General features: G+C 53.4%; 20 protein-coding genes. All 20 read right to left on the bottom strand.

Going from position 1 to position 21,782, the window contains the following annotated elements; genetic code table 11:
• Positions 1-28: 28 nt before the first annotated feature.
• Complete coding sequence (rplT, locus tag DZC51_RS15740) at positions 29-385, bottom strand: 50S ribosomal protein L20 (RefSeq protein ID WP_008299688.1); 357 nt, start codon at positions 383-385, stop codon at positions 29-31.
• 41 nt (positions 386-426) lie between these two features.
• Positions 427-627: a 50S ribosomal protein L35 gene (gene rpmI, locus DZC51_RS15735; RefSeq protein ID WP_008299689.1), complete on the bottom strand. Its 201-nt coding sequence runs from the start codon at positions 625-627 to the stop codon at positions 427-429.
• Positions 628-657: 30 nt separating this feature from the next.
• A complete protein-coding gene (gene infC, locus DZC51_RS15730; protein ID WP_157297432.1) occupies positions 658-1,221 on the bottom strand; it encodes a translation initiation factor IF-3 in 564 nt (187 codons plus the stop codon).
• A gap of 473 nt (positions 1,222-1,694) precedes the next feature.
• Positions 1,695-3,632, bottom strand: coding sequence for a threonine--tRNA ligase (thrS, locus tag DZC51_RS15725; RefSeq protein WP_157297431.1), 1,938 nt, complete (start codon positions 3,630-3,632; stop codon positions 1,695-1,697).
• A 376-nt stretch (positions 3,633-4,008) separates the two neighbouring features.
• Positions 4,009-4,956: a primosomal protein DnaI gene (gene dnaI, locus DZC51_RS15720; protein ID WP_157297430.1), complete on the bottom strand. Its 948-nt coding sequence runs from the start codon at positions 4,954-4,956 to the stop codon at positions 4,009-4,011.
• A 1-nt stretch (position 4,957) separates the two neighbouring features.
• Positions 4,958-6,328, bottom strand: coding sequence for a replication initiation and membrane attachment family protein (locus DZC51_RS15715; RefSeq protein WP_157297429.1), 1,371 nt, complete (start codon positions 6,326-6,328; stop codon positions 4,958-4,960).
• A 28-nt stretch (positions 6,329-6,356) separates the two neighbouring features.
• On the bottom strand, positions 6,357-6,818 hold the full coding sequence (gene nrdR, locus DZC51_RS15710) for a transcriptional regulator NrdR (RefSeq protein WP_157297428.1): 462 nt from the start codon (positions 6,816-6,818) through the stop codon (positions 6,357-6,359).
• Positions 6,819-7,010: 192 nt separating this feature from the next.
• Complete coding sequence (gene speD, locus DZC51_RS15705; protein WP_157297427.1) at positions 7,011-7,394, bottom strand: adenosylmethionine decarboxylase; 384 nt, start codon at positions 7,392-7,394, stop codon at positions 7,011-7,013.
• 283 nt (positions 7,395-7,677) lie between these two features.
• A complete protein-coding gene (locus DZC51_RS15700; RefSeq protein ID WP_157297426.1) occupies positions 7,678-8,700 on the bottom strand; it encodes a glyceraldehyde-3-phosphate dehydrogenase in 1,023 nt (340 codons plus the stop codon).
• Positions 8,701-8,827: 127 nt separating this feature from the next.
• Entirely contained in the window at positions 8,828-9,424 is a 597-nt protein-coding gene (gene coaE, locus DZC51_RS15695; protein ID WP_157297425.1) for a dephospho-CoA kinase, read from the bottom strand.
• 13 nt (positions 9,425-9,437) lie between these two features.
• The gene (mutM, locus tag DZC51_RS15690) at positions 9,438-10,310 is read right to left on the bottom strand and encodes a bifunctional DNA-formamidopyrimidine glycosylase/DNA-(apurinic or apyrimidinic site) lyase (RefSeq protein ID WP_157297424.1); all 873 of its coding nucleotides are present in this window, start codon (positions 10,308-10,310) and stop codon (positions 9,438-9,440) included.
• Between the two features lie 47 nt (positions 10,311-10,357).
• Positions 10,358-12,991, bottom strand: coding sequence for a DNA polymerase I (polA, locus tag DZC51_RS15685; protein ID WP_157297423.1), 2,634 nt, complete (start codon positions 12,989-12,991; stop codon positions 10,358-10,360).
• 88 nt (positions 12,992-13,079) lie between these two features.
• Positions 13,080-14,132: a protease modulator HflC gene (gene hflC, locus DZC51_RS15680; RefSeq protein ID WP_157297422.1), complete on the bottom strand. Its 1,053-nt coding sequence runs from the start codon at positions 14,130-14,132 to the stop codon at positions 13,080-13,082.
• Complete coding sequence (gene hflK / locus DZC51_RS15675; protein ID WP_157297421.1) at positions 14,122-15,105, bottom strand: FtsH protease activity modulator HflK; 984 nt, start codon at positions 15,103-15,105, stop codon at positions 14,122-14,124. The genes hflC and hflK overlap by 11 nt, the downstream gene beginning before the upstream one ends.
• 148 nt (positions 15,106-15,253) lie before the next feature.
• Complete coding sequence (pnpS, locus tag DZC51_RS15670; protein WP_370513707.1) at positions 15,254-16,567, bottom strand: two-component system histidine kinase PnpS; 1,314 nt, start codon at positions 16,565-16,567, stop codon at positions 15,254-15,256.
• Positions 16,568-16,767: 200 nt separating this feature from the next.
• On the bottom strand, positions 16,768-17,502 hold the full coding sequence (locus tag DZC51_RS15665; protein WP_304504518.1) for a response regulator transcription factor: 735 nt from the start codon (positions 17,500-17,502) through the stop codon (positions 16,768-16,770).
• The gene (locus DZC51_RS15660; protein ID WP_157297419.1) at positions 17,459-17,980 is read right to left on the bottom strand and encodes a MaoC/PaaZ C-terminal domain-containing protein; all 522 of its coding nucleotides are present in this window, start codon (positions 17,978-17,980) and stop codon (positions 17,459-17,461) included. Before DZC51_RS15660 ends, DZC51_RS15665 begins: the two co-directional genes overlap by 44 nt.
• 211 nt (positions 17,981-18,191) lie before the next feature.
• Positions 18,192-19,130 (bottom strand): malate dehydrogenase, encoded by a 939-nt coding sequence (gene mdh, locus DZC51_RS15655; RefSeq protein WP_157297418.1) that lies wholly within the window; start codon positions 19,128-19,130, stop codon positions 18,192-18,194.
• 102 nt (positions 19,131-19,232) lie between these two features.
• Positions 19,233-20,501 carry an NADP-dependent isocitrate dehydrogenase gene (gene icd, locus DZC51_RS15650; protein WP_157297417.1) on the bottom strand — a complete coding sequence of 423 codons (1,269 nt, stop codon included), beginning with the start codon at positions 20,499-20,501 and terminating at the stop codon, positions 19,233-19,235.
• Between the two features lie 86 nt (positions 20,502-20,587).
• Positions 20,588-21,703: a citrate synthase gene (citZ, locus tag DZC51_RS15645; protein ID WP_157297416.1), complete on the bottom strand. Its 1,116-nt coding sequence runs from the start codon at positions 21,701-21,703 to the stop codon at positions 20,588-20,590.
• Positions 21,704-21,782: the final 79 nt, after the last annotated feature.

The raw sequence follows: 21,782 nt of genomic DNA, 5'->3' as shown, positions 1-21,782 counted from the left end.
CGAACATTTCGCCGGTCTCTTCACTGGATTAGTTAACTGCTTTTTTCGCTGCTTCTGCGAGTTGTGCGAATGCTTTCTCGTCAGTGATAGCGAGGTCAGCGAGCATCTTGCGGTTCACGTCGATGCCTGCAACTTTGAGGCCGTGCATGAGCTTGCTGTAAGACAGGCCATTCAAGCGTGCAGCTGCGTTGATCCGTGCAATCCACAGTTTGCGGAAGTCACGTTTTTTCTGACGACGGTCACGGTATGCATATTGCAGGGACTTCATGACCTGTTGGTTAGCTGTTTTGTAGAGTGTATGCTTCGAGCCGTAGTAGCCCTTGGCAAGTTTGAGAACACGATTACGACGCTTACGTGTTACTGTTCCGCCTTTTACGCGTGGCATTGGATTTCCCTCCTGATGTTGATTCGATTTCTATGATCGGATTATTTCATGTAAGTGAGCATTTGCTTGATGCGCTTGAAGTCGCCTTTGGAAACGACGGCAGCTTTGCGGAGATGACGCTTTTGCTTTGTCGATTTGTTGGCGAACAAGTGGGACGTATAAGCACGGCCGCGCTTGAGTTTGCCGGAACCGGTGCGCTTGAAGCGCTTTGCGGAACCTTTGTGTGTTTTCATTTTCGGCATGGTCAGTATCCTCCTAATCCTGTGCGTAGATTATTTCTTTTCTTCGATCGGGGCCATCTGCAGGAACATGCTTCGGCCATCCATCTTCGGTCTCTGCTCGACCGTGCCCACTTCCTTGCAGGCTTCGGCGAAACGTTCGAGGACGCGCTGGCCGATCTCCTTGTGGGTGATCGCACGGCCGCGGAAACGGATGGACGCTTTCACTTTGTCCCCTTTTTCAAGGAACTTGATTGCGTTTCGGAGCTTTGTCTGGAAGTCATGCTCGTCGATGGACGGGCTCAGGCGGACTTCCTTGACGTTGATGACTTTTTGGTTTTTGCGCGCTTCCCGTTCTTTCTTCTGCTGTTCGAACTTGAACTTCCCATAGTCCATGATCCGGGCTACTGGCGGTTTCGCGTTCGGTGCGACCAGAACGAGATCCAAGTTTGCACGCGTCGCGATTTCCATCGCTTCGTTCCGCGTTTTTACGCCCAGCTGATCACCGTTTTGGTCGATGATGCGGAGCTCCCGGGCACGGATGCCCTCGTTGACAAATTTGTCTCGGTTATCTCTGCTAATCGTAAGCCACCTCCGTGTAGTAATTCGCGAATACATGGTTTGGGCAGGCTCGCGGGGATGGTCCCCGTGGCCAATCCGAAAGAAAAACGGGTGGACCTGGGTCCACCCGCCGCATATGTGACCGCGCCAACAGGCACGGGACGTCACAATGGTGCAAACCTGCCAACAGCCGAAGCGTCGATCAGGTGAGAAGCGGGCAGCTCCTTCTTCTACCACAAACTGTATTCCTTAACCTAATCAATAATAGCCTATGCACCATGGCTTGTCAATGATTTTGTTGGAGATTGTTCATTCAAGAAAGATTGTATTAGAGGGCTTGGTTGATTTCCGCTCCGGGCGGACGCTTTTCGCGGGCCGGCGCCGAGCCCCGCGACTTAAGGCAACGCCCGCGGAAAGCGAGGGTCTGGAGCGGAAATCCGCAGGATTTTGAGTCAATAGAAAAACTGCAGACAAAGTGAGTGCTCCTCTGTCTGCAGCTTGAGATCTACAAGGCAAATTCCTGAATAAGCTTACTTCTTCCCGTCCACTTCTTCGCGGAGTTTGGCGATGAAGTCGTTGAGCGGGATGGATTCGGATTTTTGTTCGCCGTATTTCCGGACGTTGACTTCGCCGGATTCGGCTTCTTTGTCGCCGAGGACGAGCATGTACGGGATTTTCTGTGTCTGGGCTTCGCGGATCTTGTAGCCGAGTTTTTCGTCGCGGCTGTCGACATCGACGCGCAGGCCCTGTGCCTGGAGGGCTTCACGGACTTTCTCTGCATAATCGTGGTGGACTTCAGGGGAAACCGGGATGATTTCCACCTGGACCGGTGCTAGCCAAGTCGGGAATGCCCCTTTGTATTCTTCGATAAGGAATGCGACAAACCGTTCCATCGTCGAGACGACGCCGCGGTGGATGACGACCGGGCGGTGCTGCTTGCCGTCGCTGCCGATGTAGTTCAGGTCGAAGCGCTCAGGCAGGAGGAAATCGAGCTGGACTGTGGACAGGGTCTCTTCCTTGCCGATGGCCGTCTTGACCTGGACATCGAGCTTCGGACCGTAAAACGCCGCTTCCCCTTCCGCCTCGTAGTAGTCGAGGCCGAGATCGTCCATCGCTTCCTTCAGCATGCTCTGTGCCTTTTCCCACATTTCGTCGTCATCAAAGTACTTTTCCGTATCTTCCGGATCACGATAGGACAGGCGGAACGAATAATCGTTCAGGTTAAAGTCCTTGTAGACATCCATCACCAGTTCGACGACGCGCTTGAACTCTTCCTTGATCTGGTCCGGACGGACGAAGATATGGGCATCGTTCAGCGTCATGCCCCGCACACGCTGAAGGCCCGACAATGCTCCGGACATCTCATAGCGGTGCATCAGTCCGAGTTCAGCGATGCGGATCGGCAGGTCACGGTAGGAGTGGATGCCGTTTTTGTAGATCATCATATGGTGCGGGCAGTTCATCGGGCGCAGGACAAGTTCCTCGTTGTCCGCCTGCATCGGCGGGAACATGTCGTCCTGGTAGTGTTGCCAGTGGCCCGACGTCTTGTACAGTTCCACGTTCGCCATCACCGGCGTATAGACGTGGTCATAGCCAAGCTTTTCTTCCTTGTCGACGATATAACGTTCAACGAGACGGCGGATCGTCGCGCCTTTCGGGAGCCACATCGGCAGTCCCTGACCGACCAGCTGGTTCGTCATGAACAGATCAAGTTCTTTGCCGATTTTGCGGTGGTCGCGTTCACGTGCCTCTTCGAGAAGGCGGAGATGTTCTTCCAGATCCTCTTTCTTGAAGAAAGCCGTTCCGTAGATGCGCTGAAGCATCTTGTTGTCGGAGTCGCCGCGCCAGTATGCACCCGCTGTGCTGAGCAGTTTGAATTCCTTCAGTTTCCCTGTGGACGGAACATGCACGCCGCGGCAAAGATCGAAGAATTCACCCTGGTAATAGATTGTGACTTTTTCGTCCTCCGGAATCGCATCAAGCAGCTCCAGCTTGTATTCATCACCGATTTCCTCATAGATTTTCCGGGCTTCGTCACGCGTGACTTCCTTCCGGACAATTTCAAGGTTTTCGTTGATGATTTTTTTCATTTCCTTCTCAATCGCCGGGAAGTCTTCAGCGCGGATCGGTTCCGGAGAGTCGAAATCATAGTAGAAGCCGCTTTCGATGACCGGGCCGATGCCGAGTTTCACGTCTTTGAACAGACGCTTGACCGCCTGCGCAAGCAGATGGGCGGTGCTGTGACGCAGAATTTCCAGTGCCTCGGGAGAATCGGGCGTGATGATCTCGATGTCCCCGTCTTCCGTGATCGGTGTGCGGAAATCAATCAGCTGTCCGCTGAGCTTGCCGGCCAGCGCCTTTTTGCGCAGTCCCGGGCTGATTGACTGGGCCACATCCTCCGTTGTCGTACCCGCTGCGAATTCTTTTACCGCGCCGTCGGGGAAAGTCAATTTGATCTGTTCTGCCATGCCAATAGGCTCCTTTCGTTCTTCCAAAAATACGCAAAAAAGCCCCGTCCCAAAAAGGGACGAGGCTTGCTCGCGGTTCCACCCTTCTTCCTGCCGGCAATGAACGACCATGCCGGAGAAGCTCTGCATCGGATAACGGACCGGAGGCCGGCTCAGGCTAATCCACGGTTTATCCGGGGTTCACCTTCGCTGCTCTGGGGTGGTCGATCCGATGCCGCGCCATCGGGGGCTCTCAGCCTAAGGCCCCGTTCTCTGTCTGGCCGGACAACCGTTCGTTGTCCCCGTCATTGCATTTGGAAGAAGTATTGAACTCATCATACGAAAAAACCGAAAAATTTGCAACCGCGTTTACCCTAACTCATTGAGAGACATTCCTTCAGTTGCGGTCGCGCCGATTTTCTCCGTCAAGACGGACCGGTACGGTCATTGCCCGGATCCGCTCCATGATGCGCCCCGCTTTGACGACTTCCTTGTCCCCTCGCTGCGTATAGGTCAGGTGGGTTTCCATTTCCTTATAGTCAAAGTTCGACGTGAAGAATGTCGGAAGCTTTTCCGCCATCCGGTGATGGAGGATGGTTGCCAATACCTCGTCACGCGTCCAGGCAGTCAGCGTCTCCGCACCAAGATCATCGAGCATGAGGACCGGAGCCCGTTTGACGAAGTCGATTTTCTCGTTCAGTGACTGATCCTGGATTGACTGCTTCAGCTCGCGGAGGAACTCAGGAACAAAAACCAGAACAGACGGCACATGGCGCTTGGCCAGTTCGCCCGCGACCGCTCCGAGGAGGTAGGACTTCCCAGTTCCGAACGGGCCGTGAATGTAGATCCCTTGCGGGGGAAGTTCACCCGTCCGGTCAAATTTATCAAGGAATTCCAACACGAGCTCCACTGCAGCCAGCCGGCTTTCTCCCTTGGTAATATCAAAGTCACGTATATCCAGGTTAAGCATGTCCTTCGGCATATGCATGCTTTGGACCATGGAAGACACCCGGCGGCGTTCCGTCTCCGCAGTCTTCCTCTTGCACATCACATAGTCGACGCCGATCGAACCGCGCTCAATCACCAGCTTCGGTTCATAGCCCTTCATCATATTGATGCATGATTCAAGACTTTCGCACTTTCCGCAATCATGGGACTGTGAGGTGTATTCATACAGCTTCCCTAGCCCGCGGTCGACCATCGCCTTGTCCACTTCCCCGGCGTGTGCTTCGAGGAATGACTGTACGCCTGGATGGTTCAGGACCTCCGAGCGCATCTCAGAATATCGTTCCGCGAATGTCGGTGCATTGACAATTCGCTTTAGTGTGTCCCGGATCGGTTCCATCTCAGTTGACACCGCCTTTCGTCATGCCGAATTTCTCCATGAGGCGGATCCTCCTTGCCTCGACATCCGGATCCTTCTCCTCTGGCCGAGGCTCTTTTTCGCCCTCGGGTTTATGGTCTTTCCGGTAAAACCAATCAGGTACGGCTTCGGTTTTGGCACCCGGCTTCCGGGACCTCTGGGTTCCGCCGCCCTCCTGCTTCCACTTCATATACTTGTCATGCTCTGTCCGGGCCAGCTCGAGCGCGGACTTTACATTATCGACTTTTTTCGCCATCCAGTGGGAGGCGATCCGTTCAACGTAGTTGTTTGTCAGTTTCCCGTCGTTCCTGAGCCATACGTACTGAAGCAGCACATTGACCACACCGGACGGAAGATTATGCTCCAGCACGAGCTTTTGGGCGAGTTTCACATCCACCTGCATCGGCTCACGCCCTCCGTTGATGTCTTTCAGCATCTCGACCGGCGAACAGGTTTCCAGATAAAGGACCAGTTCATCTTCCTTGGTCTTCGGTTCTTCGGAAGCTGCCGCCTTTTCCGGCGAAGCCATAATTTTTGTGATTTTCGGGGCTGTGTTCGATCTGGACAACTTGTAATAGTCGGCAGCAGCCCGCTTCAGCCGATCTTCCGTCAGATTGCCGTCGGCATCGATCGCCAGAAGGACGACTTGCTGCATATCGACCGGCGATAGGCCATACAGGAAGGCGATTCGTACAATCATTTCTTTTACCGCAGGGGTAAACGCCTTTCTCGGCACCAGCTGAGCAGACAGCCCTTCCATCATGAGAGGGAAATCAAACGGATAGCCGGTGAAGGCGAGCTTGGGGGCCCGCTGATCAGATTCGTATGTATCGGCATCTTCCTCCATGGCACCCGCCTTGACGGACTTGTACACTTCAGGGAATGACCTGGACACCTCTTCATAGCCTTCCGGAACCGGCGGGTTCAGAAAACGGCCACGCAGACGCTTGTATGTCTGTGCTCCCACCTTGCCGAACAGGAACATCGACAAGATCGGATCATGGAAAAATGTGTCCGGGTCCAGAGGCGGCTTGAGTTCGTAGAGAAAGTTGCGCGCCTCCCCCTCATTTTTCCGGTAAGTCTTGAGCAGCCCGATCCCCTCCAGTGATAGCCTGGCATCAAACAGTGTACCGATCGGCATGTCAAGAAGGTTGAGGAGATGATAATGGGTGGACTCTACGGTCCCTTCCCGTTCGGCTTCCCCCCAAAGGGCAAAGAAGACCGCCATCGCTCCGTGCCCGATAAGCGGCTGGTAGAGTGCGGTCAGAATCTGGCGGTCAAAGTCGGAAAAGGGATAAGGAAGACGGACACAATACGCATCCGACGGCTGCAATTCTTTGTAGAGCGGATTCATATTCCCATCCTTTCTTTCCGCGGGTCAATCATTCATCTTCTTTTTTCAGGAGGTCCTTCAGTTCGTCGATGAAGACATTGATATCCTTGAACTGACGGTAGACGGAGGCAAACCGTACATAGGCGACGTCATCGATTTCGACAAGCCGCTCCATCACCATCTCCCCGACATCCTCGGACTTGACTTCGGCATTGCCCTGACGCCGGAGCTCCTTCTCGATCGAGAAGACGATCTCCTCAAGGACATCGAGCGGGACCGGCCGCTTTTCGCAGGCCCGGATCAGTCCGCGCAATACTTTCTCGCGGCTAAACTCTTCCCGGGAACCGTCTTTTTTCACGACGATCAGCGGCATCTCCTCGACTTTTTCAAACGTTGTAAACCGGTATCCGCAATCCTCGCATTCCCTGCGTCGCCGGATCGCCTTGCTTTCGTCCACCGGCCGGGAATCGACGACTCGCGTCCCGTTATGCTGACAAGCCGGGCACTTCATCGGCATCCCCGCTTTCTGAATAAGTTCGTGATCTTCCCGTCATTTCATATGAACAGTAAAGATCCATTCATTCCATTATAGCAGAGTTCACCGGACGGCTAAACGGGATTCTGCCGTTACGGAAACTGCTCCAAAATATAAAAAAGCAGAAGCTGCTGCCTCTGCTTTAAATGTCCAAAATCATAAACGGTATCAGGCCATGACGGTTACGGCTGTTTTGCCCGCCGCAACAGGACCCATGCCCCGTGGCAGCTCGGTCATCTGGCGGTTCTTGGCTCCGAGTGCATCTGCGATAAACCCAGCGGCAATGGTCGGATCAAGGTCTCCGCAAGTGTACACGTCAATGCTTGCATAACCGTGCTCAGGAAAGCTGTGGATCGTAAGGTGCGATTCCGAAATGATGACGACCCCGCTGACTCCCTGCGGTGCGAATTTGTGGAACGCGACTTCACGCACTTCCGCACCCGATCGCAATGCGGCTTCGACAAATGTCTGCTCGATATACGGCATGTCATTCAACTTGTCGAATTCGCACTCCCAAAGTTCAGCAATTACATGACGACCCATTGTTTCCATGGTTCGTCCCCCCTTCTTCAGTAAGTGATTGCCGGCTGTCGGCAAACGGGCAACCACGGGGGAAAGTTAGTCCGATGAGGTCCTAACCCTTTAAGCTGCCCAGTGTGAACTTTGAGGTTCACGGGATAATTATATGACGGTACCCCCCTGAACGCAACTATTAATCTCAAACGAAGGGTAACCGACCAATAATATCCAGATTCACTAACTCTCCATACGCCTGCCGACCCAAGCACCGTCAAACAAAAAAACCCGGGAACAGTCCCGGGTTTAGGTTCATTCATTATGCGTTGACTTTTGCACCGATTCCGGCAGCGACTTTCTTGGTGAGGTCCACAACGCGTGCGGAATAGCCCCATTCATTATCATACCATGCAAGCACTTTCACTTTGCGGTCTCCCATGATCATCGTCGTGAGCCCATCGACTGTAGCTGAATGTGCATCTGTCTTGAAGTCACTTGAAACAAGCGGTTCTGATGTATATCCGAGAATTCCCTTGAGCGGGCCTTCTGCTGCACGGATGAACGCATCATTGACTTCTTCGACAGACACGTCCCGGTTCAGGTCAACCACCAGGTCTACGAGCGAGACGTTTGGAGTCGGCACACGAAGCGCCATGCCGTGAAGCTTTCCTTTCAGCTCCGGCAGTACGAGGGAAAGTGCTTTTGCTGCACCTGTCGTCGTCGGAATGATCGACTCTGCAGCGGCACGGGCGCGTCGGAGGTCCTTGTGCGGATTGTCGATGTTGTTCTGGTCATTCGTGTACGCATGAACAGTGGTCATAAGGCCGCTGTCGATGCCGAATTCATCATTCAAAACTTTAGCAACAGGCGCAAGGCAGTTTGTCGTGCAGCTTGCGTTGGAAATGACATCATGACGGTCGAGATCAAGCTGGTCATCGTTAACCCCCATGACAATGGTGACATCTTCGTTCTTGCCAGGAGCAGTCAGGATGACTTTCTTCGCACCGGCTTCAAGGTGAAGGGCCGCTTTATCGCGGGAGTTGAACTTGCCGGTCGCTTCGATGACGATATCGACACCGAGTTCTTTCCAAGGGAGCTTCGAAGGATCACGTTCAGCGATCAGTTGGACCCGTTTGCCGTTGACGACGAGTGCGTCATCCTCTGTCAGGACGTCTCCCTCGAACTTGCCATGGATGGTGTCATACTTAAGCAGATGGGCGAGTGTTTCCGGCGGGTAACTCGCGTTGACCGCGACAATGTTCAATCCGTCTTCTAGGATTGCCTGGCGGAATACCATACGGCCGATCCGGCCGAAACCGTTAATAGCGATGGAAGGATTCATGAGGGGGCCTCCTGTAACTGTGTTATACTCATTTTTCTTTTGCTCGTAATTAGTATATCACATTGAATGAAAAATGCACCCTCGTTTATCCCGTTCTGTGAAGTTCCATTTTTCAGAAGTCTTACACTCAGGGAGCCGCGTTCCAGGACTCCAGAATCCGGTCAAGCTGCTTTTCCGACTCCTCTTTGGTCCCGTTGTTGTAGATGACGGCATCCGCTTCCCGCTCTTTCTCAGAGATGGGCAATTGAGAACTGATTCTCGCCCTTGCTTCCTTTTCACTGAAACCGTTCCTCTCCATCAGCCGATGAAGCTGCGTTTCCTCTGTCACGGATACAACAAGGATCTTATCGACGAAGTGCTGCAGCCTGCTTTCGAACAGTAGCGGGATATCCATCACCACGGTCTTTGCCCCGCTGTCAAAATGAGCGTCGCGCTGGCTAAGCATTTCATGGCGGATTGCGGGATGCATGATGTCATTCAATTTCTTGCGTTCAGCCGGATCGTTGAAGATCCGGTCTCCGACTGCAGCCCTGTCCATCGTCCCGTCTTCGAGGATCACTTCGTCTCCGAACGCCTCCCGGATCTTTTCGAGTGCCGGCTGACCGGGCTCGACGACGATTCTTGCGACCCGGTCCGCATCCACAATCGGAAATCCTCTTTCCTCGAGCATTTTCGAGACCGTGCTTTTTCCGCTCGCAATACTTCCGGTTAATCCGATAATCATCATGACACCTCTTTCAATGCTGGCATTTTGGACAATAGACCGAGGTACGCCCGGCTATCGTCATCCGTTTTGTTTCCGCACCGCACCCGGGACAGTTTTTACGCCCGTACATACGCAACCGGTCCTGCATGCCGCCTGCTTCCCCGTTGATGTTCCGGTAATCCGAAATCGAGCTTCCGCCCGCTTCGATTGCTTCGCCAAGCACCTGGCGAATCTCATCAAACAACCGTTCAAGCCTGGCCATGCTGATTCTTCCCGTCTTCCTGCCCGGGTGGATTCCGGTCCTGAAAAGCGCTTCTGTTGCGTAGATATTCCCGCAGCCGGAAATGACTTTTCCGTCCATGATCGTTTCTTTGATCGGTTTTCCGGCATATTTGGGCGTCCTGGACAAACTCAGAAAATGCCCGGCGGCAGATTCATCAAACGGCTCAGGCGCCATCGCGAGCAGTGGCGGATGATCGCTTTCCTCCCCGATCAGCCGCAGCTCACCAAAACGGCGGATATCTGCATAGGCAAGCAATCCGCCGTCCTCCATTCTGAAGATGACATGAATATGCCTGCGGAACTTCTCCTCCTTCACCTCATCGATGTCGTTGACCGCGAACCACGCCCCCGACATGCCGAGGTGGCTGACAAGCAGATGTCTTTCTCCGTTTTTCTCTAGGTGAAAGTAAATATATTTACTCCGGCGGGTGACATCCATGATCGTCATTCCGCGCATCTTTTCAGCGAACTCTTCCGGTGAACTATTTTTCAGGATAGCTTCTTTCGCCTCGGATTTCGACCGGATAATCGTATCGGAAACCGTGATGTCACGGATTGTCCGTCCGGACGCGGCCGGTGAAAGCGACCGCACGACCCCTTCTACCTCCGGCAATTCCGGCATGTGTTTCAACTTCTTTCATTAATGAATTGGTTCTTTTCCAGTCGGTATTATTTCGTATCGTACCAGGATGGACCGGAAGCAGATTCCACGAGGAGCGGCACATCGAGCTCCAGGGCCGCCTCCATCACATCCGGCACAATCTCGGATAGCTTCCCAAGCTCTTCTTCCGGGCACTCAAAAATCAGCTCGTCATGCACCTGAAGAAGCATGCGTGCCTGCAGGCCTTCCTGTTCGAGACGCATATCCATCTCGACCATCGCCTTCTTGATGATATCGGCTGCGGTTCCCTGGATCGGTGTGTTCATCGCAGTCCGTTCAGCAAAGCTCCTGAGGTTGAAATTCCGGCTGTTGATATCCGGCAGATAGCGTCTGCGGTTCATGAGTGTGGAGACAAAGCCCTTTTCCTTGGCTTCGGCAACCGAATCTTCCATGTACTGCTTGACACCCGGGAAGCTGGCCAGATAGCGGTCGATGAATTCAGCTGCTTCTTTCCGCGTAATGTTCAGATTCTGCGAAAGGCCATAGTCGCTGATGCCGTAGACGATTCCGAAATTGACAGCTTTCGCCGCTCGGCGCATGTCCGGTGTCACATCCTGCGCTTCCACGTGGAACACATCACCGGCAGTTCGGGTATGGATGTCAGCCCCTTCCCGGAATGCGGCTATCAGCCTCTCATCACCTGACATATGGGCAAGCACGCGGAGTTCGATCTGTGAATAGTCCGCCGCGAACATGACCCAGCCCGGTTCCGAAGGCACGAATGCCTTGCGGATTTTCCGGCCTTCCTCGATTCGCACCGGGATGTTCTGGAGATTCGGGCTGGTGGAGCTCAGCCTTCCGGTCTGGGTGAGGGCCTGCTGATAATACGTATGGATCTTGCCGTCCTCATGAATCTCCTTAAGGAGCCCCTCGATATAAGTGGACTGAAGCTTTCCGAGCTGTCGGTATTCAAGGATCAGGTCGATGATCTCATGACGTCCCCGGAGCTTTTCCAGCACATCCGCCGCAGTGGAATAGCCTGTCTTCGTCTTTTTGATGACCGGCAATTCCATCTCTTCGAACAGGATCACGCCAAGCTGCTTGGTCGAATTGATGTTGAATGTCTGTCCGGCCAAAGCATAAATCTGCTCCTCGATGGCTTCCAGTTTTCCTGCGAGGTCTTTCCCGATCTCTTCCAGTATTCCCCGTTCAGTTTTCACGCCTGTGGCTTCCATGCGTCCGAGAATTGTCGCAAGCGGTATCTCAAGTTCCCTGTAAAGTTCGAACTGTTTATTTTCCTTCAGGCGTCCTTCCACTGTTTCGCGGAGCCGGTGTACGGCTAGCGCCTTTCGGCTTGCATGTTCCGCAACAGTTTCTTGGTCAGGGACCGCCCGTTTGGCACCTTTTCCATAGATCGCCTGGTCTTCCGAAACCCCTGAAAAACCGAATTCCCTTGCTGCGGAAGACGCATCGGTCAGCGACACTGAAGGATTGACGATATAGGCCGCGAGCAGGAGGTCAAAGACGATTCCGTCCGCTTCAAGCCCCAACCTTGCAAGCGCCGCAAGAGAAGCTTTCGCGTCGACGGTCAGTTTTTTCATCGAATCATCCGCCAGCCAATCCGCGAACTGCTTGTCCCCTTCCAGGCCGGCAGCCGGGATGTACACGGTCTCGTCTCCATCGGAGAGCGATACGCCGAGAATGTCCGCTGTGTGATATAGCTCATCGGACAGCTCGACATGGAAAGCAATCCCGCTCTTCAGAAGAGAACCGGGCGCTTGTTCGACGACCTTGTATTCAATATCTTCCGCTTCCTCGGTCTCTGTGACCGGTTGTGCTCCATCCGCCTTCTCGATAAGCGTCCGGAAATTCAGCTCACGAAAGACCGGGATGACCTGCTCCATGTCCGGTCCCGGGTAGCTGATGTCTGCCAATCCGATTTCGATCGGGGATTCGGTGTTGATCGTGGCGAGCGTTTTGCTCATCTTGGCAAGTTCCTCGTTCTCGACCAGCTTCTCCTTCAGCTTTTTACCGCTGACCCCGTCAATGCCTTCGTAGACACCCTCAACTGTACCGAACTGTTTCAGCAGCTTGATGGCCGTCTTTTCCCCTACCCCGGGCACCCCCGGAATATTATCGGAGGCATCACCCATCAGGCCCTTCATGTCAATAATCTGGTCAGGGGTCAGACCGTACTTCTCCATGACATGTTCCGGCGTATAGGCCTCGATGTCAGTCATTCCTTTTCGGGTGATCTGTACAGTCACGGCTTTATCCGCAAGCTGCGTCAAATCCTTGTCACCTGTAATCACGACGGTCTCCACACCGTCTGCCGCAGCTTCCCGGCTCAATGTGCCGATAATGTCATCAGCCTCGAAGGACTCCAGCTCATACTGCCTGATGTTATAGGCATCAAGCATTTTGCGGAGGTATGGGAACTGTTCGGACAGTTCGGGCGGTGTTTTCTGCCGGCCGCCTTTGTATTCTTTATAGGTGCTGTGGCGGAACGTCGTCTTTCCGGCGTCCCACGCGACCAGCATATGGGTCGGCTGTTCTTCTTTCAGGATTTTCTCCAGCATCATTGCAAAGCCGTAAACGGCATTGGTATGCACGCCCTGGTCATTTGTCAGGAGCGGCAATGCAAAAAACGCTCGGTAGGCCAGGCTGTTCCCGTCCAGGAGCAGCACTTTCTGCTTGGTCATTCCGTCAACCTCCATCCGCAAATAAAAAACGTCGTCTCCCTCCATCTTACCACAGGGGCAGGATGGAGCTGAAACGACGTGATGGCGCTTATTCGGTGAATCCGGAAAGGATTCTGGCATATGGGGAATCGGACGGGATGACAATCATCGTTTCTTCGCCGATCGTTTTCTTGTACGATTCCAGTGTCCGGTAGAGCTCATAAAAATCAGGATCTTTCGAGAAGGATTGGTTGTAGATGCGGGCCGCTTCAGCCTCGCCTTCCGCACGGATCACTTCAGCCTGTTTTTTCGCCTCGGCCAGGAGCTCCTGAACTTCCCGGTCAGTTTCGGCCTCGATGCGCCGCTTTTCCGCGTCCCCTTCAGACAGGTACGTTTGGGCGGTCGATTCGCGCTCGGAAATCATCCGGGTATAGATGGATTGTTCATTCTCCGGAGGAAGATCGATCCGCTTCATCCGTACATCGGTCACCGCAATCCCAAAATTACCGGCTTCCAGCAGTTCGTTCACCCGTTCGGTGACTTTGTCGTTCAGGTTGCCGCGAGAGGAATCTTCGTCGTTGACGATGCTCGTGTAGTCCAGCTGTCCGAGTTCGGAGCGGACGACTGAATAAATGTATTCTTCCATCCGCGCCTCGGCATTGACGATGTTCCTTGCGTTGTTGATCATCATTTTCGGATCGGTGATGCGCCATACCGCATAGTTGTCGATGATCATGCGTTTTTTGTCCTTGGTCGTGATTTCCGCTTCGGAAACGTTATAGGCCATCTGGTTTTTCGGCAGCATGGTCACACTCTGGAGAAACGGCACTTTGAACTTGACTCCCGGGTCGGAATCGATGCGGACAATCTCACCAAATTGGCGGACAACGCGGTATTCGTTTTCCTTTACTACATACACATTCGCAAGAAGGATGAGCAGCACAGCGAATATGGCCGTGAGCACAATGGCCGGCTTGATGAACTTGCGCAGGTCGGCAGGCGGCTTGGGTTCCGAGGGACCCTTCGGCTTCCTGGCCCGCTTTTTCCCAAAAGAGGTGAGCTTGCTTTTATCGCCAGAGTTTTTGCGTGCCTGTTCCTGGCGCTGGCGTTCGAGGAACTTCTCTTCGATGCTCTTGAATGGATTGTTATCATTATTGGCCATTGTTTTCGCCTCCTCCCTGCTCGGTACTTTCGTCTGAACTTGGAGGTGCTGCCGGCTGAGGCGGCTGGATCGGCAGATACTTCACGGTCCCTTCCCCGTCATTCATGATATAAATTTTAGCGCCGGGGAGCACTTGCTCAAGAGTTTCAAGAACCAGCCGTTCCCTTGTGATTTCCTGGTTGTCGCGATATTCATCATAAAGCTTGTTGAACACGGCCACATCACCATGGGCCTGCTCGATCCGGGAAGTCTTATCCCCTTGTGCCCTGGAAAGTATGGCATCCCGCTCACCCGTGGCCTCATTCTTTTTCTGGTTCTCATATTTCTTTGCCTGGTTGATCTTCGTACTCTTCGTCTCCCGGGCATCGGTGACCGCGGTGAAAGCGGATCGGACTTCCTCATTCGGCAGTTCAACATCCTGGAGCTTCACTCCCTGGATGGAAATCCCGATATCATACTTGTCGATGAGTGTACCGAGCAGATCCCTCGTTTCCGCCTCAATTTCAGCCTTTCCGTCTGTAAGTGCGTCGTCAATCGGTGAGGAACCGATAATCGACCGGATTGATGCTGCAGTGGCATCGTGCAAAAGTTCCCTCGGATCTTCGGCATTGAACAGGTATTTGACGGGCTCTGTGATTTTCCACTGGACGACCAGATCGGCAAGGACGATATATTCGTCTCCTGTGATCATCTTGGTCTCCTTGTCATAGGAGATAAGATTTCCATCCTCGTCCTGGTTATAGCCGAATGTCGTACTGAAGGTTTCTTTGGACAGTTTCTCCACCCGTTGGACCGGCCATGGCAGCTTGAACTTCAGTCCCGACTCGGTGACCGTTTCATCCGCCTTGCCGAACGTGATGATGATAGCCTGTTCTCCTTCATCCACTGTATACCAAGTCGTGAATGCAAGGACGATGAGAATGACTCCGGCCACAGCCATTCCAGCAATCGTCAATATGCGCTTAACGCTCATGTCGGATTCTCCTTTGTATTAGTCTATGTATAGTTCCTATACGGGAATCAGCACCGTGCGGTTTCATCATTTTCGGTTTCCCGCCAAATAAAGCACACAAAAACCCCCGTCCCGCTTATCTGTAAGCCAAAGCGGGACGGGGGAAGGGTCATTGATGACTCAGTGGAATGTTAATAGTGAAGGTTGAGCCTTTGCCGGGCTCACTCTCCACAGAGATCGTGCCGTTGTGAAGCTCCATAATATGCTTCACGATGGAAAGTCCCAGTCCGGTACCGCCGGAATCACGGCTCCTGGCCCGGTCAACCCTGTAAAAGCGCTCGAACAGCCTCGGAAGCTCCTCTGCAGGGATACCGATGCCTTGGTCAGCAACGGATATGGACGCCATGCCGGCAGATTCTGTTGCCGTAACCTTGATGTGCGTCCCGGGCTTTGAATAACTGACGGCATTCGAAAGGAGATTGACCAACACTTGGACGAGACGCTCCGGGTCGGCCATGACAAACAGATCTGGCGGGCAGACGGAACGGATGGTCATCTCCCGGTTTTTCAGCCTGCCGGAAACGGAACTGATGGATCGTCCGATCACATCCTCCACCCTGACCGTCTGCAGCCTGATGGTATAACCTTCTTTCTCGATTTTCGACAGGTCCAGAAGATCCTCAATCAGCATCTCAAGCCTTCCGCTCTCATTATGGATGATATCCAGAAACTGCATCGCCGCTTCTTGATCATGGATGGCTCCATCCATGAGGGTCTCCGAAAAACCTCTGATCGATGTGACCGGTGTCCTGAGTTCATGGGAAACATTGGCGACAAAGTCTTTCCTGATCCGCTCCAGGCGGATCAGCTCTGAAATGTCATGCATGACGACCACTATGCCGAGCCACCCGCCGTGTTTATCAATAACAGGTGCAGAATAAACCGCCATCGTGTGGCTTCCCTTGTCCGTTTCGATATCAATCTGTTCAGTAACCGGCTTTTCCCTGACGGATACCGTATCGATTAACGTGACAAGTGCATCCGGAAGCCTGGCAGCCTTGTATGGACTGCCGATCAGCCGGTCCTCTTTCAGTCCGATCTGATTGAGGAAGAATGTATTGGCCATGGAAATCTCGGAATTTCTCCCGATCATGAGCAATCCGCTGCCCATATTGGCAATCAGGGTTTCCAGCCGCTCCGCTTCTGTTTCCCGCATGGAATCCATCTCCTGAAGATTCCGGGCAAGTGCATTGACCGCGGTGACCAGTCCAATCTGGATTCCGGGTGCCGTCCATCCCGCCCTTGCGGAATAATTGCCCTTTGCCAGTTCAATGGTCGTATCCGCCACCAGGTCTATCGGGCGGATATATCGTTCTGTCAGACGGTGAAACACAATGACGGTTACGATGAACGCAATGGCGAAAGTGATGACGAGCAGTCGGAGAAATCGTGTCGGAGCCACCCCTGTTTCATCTGCGGCCATTCTCTGACCCAGTTCTTTCCGCTGTCCGATGTCCATCTCGATTCCCATCTCATCCAGGTGACCTGCAATCGCCTCTGCCTCAGTCCTGCTTTCCTGATCCTGCAGGACAGGAAAGGTTTGGCCCAGGACGATGGCAAGGCCTGCCAAAGTAATGGCCATGATGAGAATGAATGCCAGAAACAGTCTCCTCTGGAGCGATTTCATCCTTCCTGAGGACCCTCGAACTTGTAACCGGTCCCCCGGATCGTCTTGATGAAGACCGGACGTCTCGTGTTTTCTTCAATCTTGTCACGAAGGTGGCTGATATGTACGTCAACGATTCTCGTGTCACCTGCAAAGTCATAATTCCAGACCGCACTAAGAAGTTGGTCCCGGGACATGACGCGATTGCGGTTTGAAATCAGATGAACGAGCAATTCAAATTCCTTCGGAGTGAATTCAAGAGCGTTTCCGTCTTTATATGCCTCGAAACGTTCAGGATAGACCTTGAGCGGGCCAACCTCGAAGACCGATTCCGCCTGTTCTTCGTCTGCCGTCTGGGCAGTGCCCCTCTGGTCCGATCTGCGCAGAACCGCCTTGATCCGCGCCACGACTTCCCTGGGACTGAACGGCTTCGTCATATAGTCGTCGGCTCCAAGCTCCAGTCCGAGGATCTTCTCCAATTCATCCGACTTTGCCGTGAGCATGATGATCGGGGTGTCCACACCTCTCTGGCGGAGTGTACGGCAAACATCCATTCCATCCAGTTTAGGCAGCATCAGGTCCAGGACAATCAGGTCCGGACCTTCCGCCTCTGCCTTTTGCAGACCTTCCTCTCCGTCCGCAGCGGTAATTACTTCGTAGCCCGCCTGTTTCAGGTTGTATTCAAGCAATGTCAAAATCGGACGTTCATCATCCACGACCAGAATTCGTTTCACGTTTATCCATGCCTCCATCAGGCGCACCAAGCGCAGAAATTTCGGTACTTTCTCCGGCAACCAAAGCCATTCCGGCCACCAGCTCTCCGGTCATTACCGTGCGATTTTCCTCGTCTGCCGCATGTACACGGATCAGCACGGTTCGGGAAAGCAGATCCACGTTGCCGATTGTCAGATCGAAGGTCACCGTGGATCCGTGCCAGGCGGCTTCCGGAAAGCTGAAGCGTTGTTCCAGTACCCGTGAACCGGGACCGGGAAGATGCTTCGACACAGCCGAACTGACAATCCCCGTCAGCATCACAACCGGCACCACGGGCCTTTCATAGCCTGCCGCAGCCGTGAAGTCATGCTGGATATATAGCGGGTTGCTGTCATTGGTAAGACCCAGATACAGGAGCAGATCCCGGTCATCCATCTTTTCGACGATCTTCAGGGACTCCCCTTCGGTCAGCTCTTCTGCCGGACGGATCCGGACACGGCGCCGGTTGAATAGCAATTCAATCTCTCCTTTGGCGGTGTAGTATGCAGATGACCGAAATATTCCGCCGCTCTGCTTACTTTTAATATTCTTATTATAGCATGTACGGCTAAAACAGCGGGCTATCTCAGCAAGAAAGAAGGGGCATTGCATAAAGACAGGATTTCATGTCCTTTGCATTGCCCCCGTGTTGAGACTTTCATCATATTTACCCTAACGGCGATTCGCATCATTCCAGGACATTCATCACATTTCTGACGGATTCTGCGGATTTCCCGAAACTCTTCTTTTCTTCTTCCGTCAGTTCCAGCTCGATGATTCTCTCGATGCCGCCCGCCCCGAGTACTGTGGGCACGCCGATATAAAGGCCGTCCATCCCGTACTCGCCTTCCAGATAGGCGATTGACGGAAGCACACGCTTCTGGTCTTTCAGGATTGCTTCTGCCATTTCTGCAAGTGATGCGGCAGGTGCATAGTAGGCAGATCCGTTGCCGAGCAGATTGACGATCTCCGCCCCCCCTTTCCGGGTTCGTTCAACGATTTCACCGATCCGTTCCTGCGGAAGGAGTGTTTGAATAGGGATGCCGCCCGCATAGGAGTAACGGACAAGCGGGACCATATCGTCACCGTGCCCGCCAAGGACAAACCCCGTGACATCCTTGACCGAAAGATTCAGCTCATCTGCGACAAATGTGCGAAAACGGGCCGTATCCAGCACTCCGGACTGTCCGATGACCCGTTCCTTCGGGAAGCCGCTTTCCCGGAATACCGTGTAGGTCATGGCGTCCACCGGGTTCGTCAGAACAAGAATGATAGTATCAGGAGAATATCGGGCTATTTCAGATGTGACGGCTTTCATGATTTTCTGATTTGTCTTGACAAGGTCGTCGCGGCTCATTCCGGGTTTCCGGGCCATACCTGCCGTGATGATGACCAAATCTGAGTTTTCCGTGTCCCGGTAGTCGGAAGTGCCGGTGACTTTTGCATCGAAGCCCAATACCGGTGCGGATTCAGCCATATCGAGTGCTTTCCCCCGGGTCGGATTCTCCATGTCCGGTATATCGACCAGGACCACGTCACCAAGTTCTTTCTGCGCAATCAGGAATGCCGTGGTGGCGCCTGTGAAACCTGAACCGATCACCGAGATTTTCTTTCGCTTGATGGACATTGCGCTCTCTCCTTTGCAGTGGAAGATTTTTGCATGAAAAAGGGAGGAGCCTGGGCTCCTCCCTTTCGTATTCCCGATATTCGGCAGAAAATGCCTTGCCGATTACAGGTTCTTGATCAGTTCGTCTGCAAACTCGGAAGCCTTGACTTCCGTAGCGCCATCCATCAGGCGTGCAAAGTCGTAAGTGACGACTTTCGATGCAATCGTCTTCTCGATGGAAGCCGTGATGAGGTTGGCTGCTTCGTTCCAGCCGAGGTGCTCGAGCATCATGACGCCGGACAGCAGAACCGAGGATGGGTTGACCTTGTCGAGGCCCGCATACTTCGGTGCCGTGCCGTGTGTCGCTTCGAAGATCGCGTGGCCCGTCACATAGTTGATGTTCGCGCCAGGTGCGATTCCGATGCCGCCGACTTGTGCGGCAAGCGCGTCGGAGATGTAGTCGCCGTTCAGGTTCATCGTCGCAACGACGTCGAACTCTTTCGGGCGTGTCAGGATCTGCTGTAGGAAGATGTCGGCAATGGCATCTTTGATGATCAGCTTGCCGGCAGCTTCAGCGTCGGATTGTGCTTTGTTCGCAGCATCCGTACCCTTTTCTTCCTTGATCTTGTCATATTCGTTCCAAGTGAAGACCTTGTCGCCGAACTCCTGCTCAGCCACTTCGTAGCCCCAGTTCTTGAACGCGCCTTCCGTGAACTTCATGATGTTGCCCTTGTGGACGAGCGTGACCGACTTGCGGCCTTCCTTGAGCGCATACTCGATCGCGGAGCGGACGAGGCGCTTCGTGCCTTCTTCAGAAACCGGCTTGATGCCGATACCGGAAGTTTCAGGGAAACGGATGTTTTTGACGCCCATTTCGTTCTGAAGGAAGTCGATGACCTTGTTTACTTCATCCGTGCCCTTCTGGTATTCAATGCCCGCATAGATATCTTCTGTGTTTTCACGGAAGATGACCATATCCGTATGTTCAGGGTGCTTGACCGGAGAAGGAACCCCTTCGAAGTAACGGACAGGGCGCACGCATGCGTACAGGTCGAGTTCCTGGCGCAGTGCCACGTTCAGGGAGCGGAAGCCGCCGCCGATTGGAGTCGTCAGAGGCCCTTTGATCGCGATAAGGTACTCGTCGATCGTTTTGAGGGTTTCGTCAGGAAGCCAGTTCCCTGTTTCGTTGAACGCCTTCTCGCCAGCGAGAACTTCTTTCCAGACGATCTGCTTTTTGCCGTCATATGCTTTCTCAACCGCTGCCTCGAGGACGCGGGAAGCTGCATTCCAGATGTCAGGGCCTGTACCGTCACCGATGATGAATGGAATGACGGGTGCATCAGGTACATTCAGGTTGCCGTTGGATACTGTGATCTTTTCACCGTTTGCCATTGTTGAATTCCTCCTGATTCTATCTTTGTTCACAAGTAGGGGACGGCGGTTGCCGTCCCTAACATTGTACACTATTTCACATACAATTAGCGTTCATTTACAGGAACGTAGGATTGCATGCCTGGGCCCACGTATTCTGCACGCGGACGGATCAGGCGGTTATTCGCATACTGTTCAAGGATATGTGCGATCCAGCCGGACATGCGGGACACCGCGAAGATCGGCGTGAAGAGGTCGTGATCGATGCCGAGCGAATGGTAGACCGATGCCGAATAGAAGTCGACGTTCGGAGGCAGATTCTTCTGTCCTGTCACAAGCTCTTCGATCTGGACCGACATCTTGTAGAGGTCTTCCTGTCCTGTAAGGCCCGTCAGCTTCTCGGACATTTCACGCAGGTGCTTTGCACGCGGGTCGCCCTTGCGGTAGACACGGTGGCCGAAGCCCATGATCTTTTCCTTGTTGTCCAGCTTTTCCTGGATATAGGATTCGACGTTTTCCGGAGACCCGATTTCGGTGAGCATCTTCATGACCTGCTCGTTGGCGCCGCCGTGGAGAGGTCCCTTAAGTGCGCCGATTGCCGCTGTCACACCGGAGTAGATGTCGGAAAGAGTAGCGACACATACGCGTGCAGTGAATGTGGAGGCATTCAGCTCATGGTCTGCGTGGAGGACAAGCGCCTTGTTGAACGCTTCTTCTTCGAGCGCTTCAGGCTCCTTGCCGTTCAGCATATAAAGGAAGTTCGCAGCGTAGCTGAGTTCCTTCTTCGGCGCAACCGGCTCGTCGCCTTTGCGGATGCGGGAAAATGCAGTCACGATCGTCGCAACTTTGGCCTGGAGTTTGATGGCTTTTTCATAGTTGGCTTCGTCGGACATGTATTCCGCTTTCTCATCATACAATCCCAAGAGCGAAACCGCTGTGCGGAGTGCTGCCATCGGGTGTACGCTTTCGATCGGATAAGTCTTGAAGTGGTCAAGCACCTCCTGAGGCACTGCCATATTGTCGGCAAGCTGCTGCTTCAGTTCCGACAGCTCGTCCGCTTTAGGCAGGCGCTTGTGCCAAAGAAGATAAACGACTTCTTCAAAACTTGCATGATTCGCGAGATCATCAATGTCATAACCGACGTATGTAAGTGTATCGTCGATGATGGAGCTGATGGAAGACTCGGCAGCCACTACTCCTTCAAGTCCGCGTGTTGCAGTCATATCAATCTCTCCTTTTTTCCTATAATGCCTTTGCCCGGGCATAAAAAAAACCGGGTTTTGGCCATATGAAGCTTGTACC

The sequence above is a fragment of the Bhargavaea sp. CC-171006 genome (genome assembly GCF_009761675.1).
Taxonomy (GTDB): Bacteria; Bacillota; Bacilli; order Bacillales_A; family Planococcaceae; genus Bhargavaea; species Bhargavaea changchunensis.
The sequence above is the reverse complement of the archived record's forward strand: the minus strand, read 5'-3'. Positions and strand labels throughout refer to the sequence as shown.

What these genes read in the sequence shown, in the direction of transcription:
- rplT (WP_008299688.1), bottom strand. Translation starts at nt 385, where the DNA reads ATGCCACGCGTAAAAGGCGGAACAGTAACACGTAAGCGTCGTAATCGT.
- rpmI (WP_008299689.1), bottom strand. Translation starts at nt 627, where the DNA reads ATGCCGAAAATGAAAACACACAAAGGTTCCGCAAAGCGCTTCAAGCGC.
- infC (WP_157297432.1), bottom strand. Translation starts at nt 1,221, where the DNA reads ATGTATTCGCGAATTACTACACGGAGGTGGCTTACGATTAGCAGAGAT.
- thrS (WP_157297431.1), bottom strand. Translation starts at nt 3,632, where the DNA reads ATGGCAGAACAGATCAAATTGACTTTCCCCGACGGCGCGGTAAAAGAA.
- dnaI (WP_157297430.1), bottom strand. Translation starts at nt 4,956, where the DNA reads ATGGAACCGATCCGGGACACACTAAAGCGAATTGTCAATGCACCGACA.
- DZC51_RS15715 (WP_157297429.1), bottom strand. Translation starts at nt 6,328, where the DNA reads ATGAATCCGCTCTACAAAGAATTGCAGCCGTCGGATGCGTATTGTGTC.
- nrdR (WP_157297428.1), bottom strand. Translation starts at nt 6,818, where the DNA reads ATGAAGTGCCCGGCTTGTCAGCATAACGGGACGCGAGTCGTCGATTCC.
- speD (WP_157297427.1), bottom strand. Translation starts at nt 7,394, where the DNA reads ATGGAAACAATGGGTCGTCATGTAATTGCTGAACTTTGGGAGTGCGAA.
- DZC51_RS15700 (WP_157297426.1), bottom strand. Translation starts at nt 8,700, where the DNA reads ATGAATCCTTCCATCGCTATTAACGGTTTCGGCCGGATCGGCCGTATG.
- coaE (WP_157297425.1), bottom strand. Translation starts at nt 9,424, where the DNA reads ATGATTATCGGATTAACCGGAAGTATTGCGAGCGGAAAAAGCACGGTC.
- mutM (WP_157297424.1), bottom strand. Translation starts at nt 10,310, where the DNA reads ATGCCGGAATTGCCGGAGGTAGAAGGGGTCGTGCGGTCGCTTTCACCG.
- polA (WP_157297423.1), bottom strand. Translation starts at nt 12,991, where the DNA reads ATGACCAAGCAGAAAGTGCTGCTCCTGGACGGGAACAGCCTGGCCTAC.
- hflC (WP_157297422.1), bottom strand. Translation starts at nt 14,132, where the DNA reads ATGGCCAATAATGATAACAATCCATTCAAGAGCATCGAAGAGAAGTTC.
- hflK (WP_157297421.1), bottom strand. Translation starts at nt 15,105, where the DNA reads ATGAGCGTTAAGCGCATATTGACGATTGCTGGAATGGCTGTGGCCGGA.
- pnpS (WP_370513707.1), bottom strand. Translation starts at nt 16,567, where the DNA reads ATGGCCGCAGATGAAACAGGGGTGGCTCCGACACGATTTCTCCGACTG.
- DZC51_RS15665 (WP_304504518.1), bottom strand. Translation starts at nt 17,502, where the DNA reads ATGGAGGCATGGATAAACGTGAAACGAATTCTGGTCGTGGATGATGAA.
- mdh (WP_157297418.1), bottom strand. Translation starts at nt 19,130, where the DNA reads ATGTCCATCAAGCGAAAGAAAATCTCGGTGATCGGTTCAGGTTTCACA.
- icd (WP_157297417.1), bottom strand. Translation starts at nt 20,501, where the DNA reads ATGGCAAACGGTGAAAAGATCACAGTATCCAACGGCAACCTGAATGTA.
- citZ (WP_157297416.1), bottom strand. Translation starts at nt 21,703, where the DNA reads ATGACTGCAACACGCGGACTTGAAGGAGTAGTGGCTGCCGAGTCTTCC.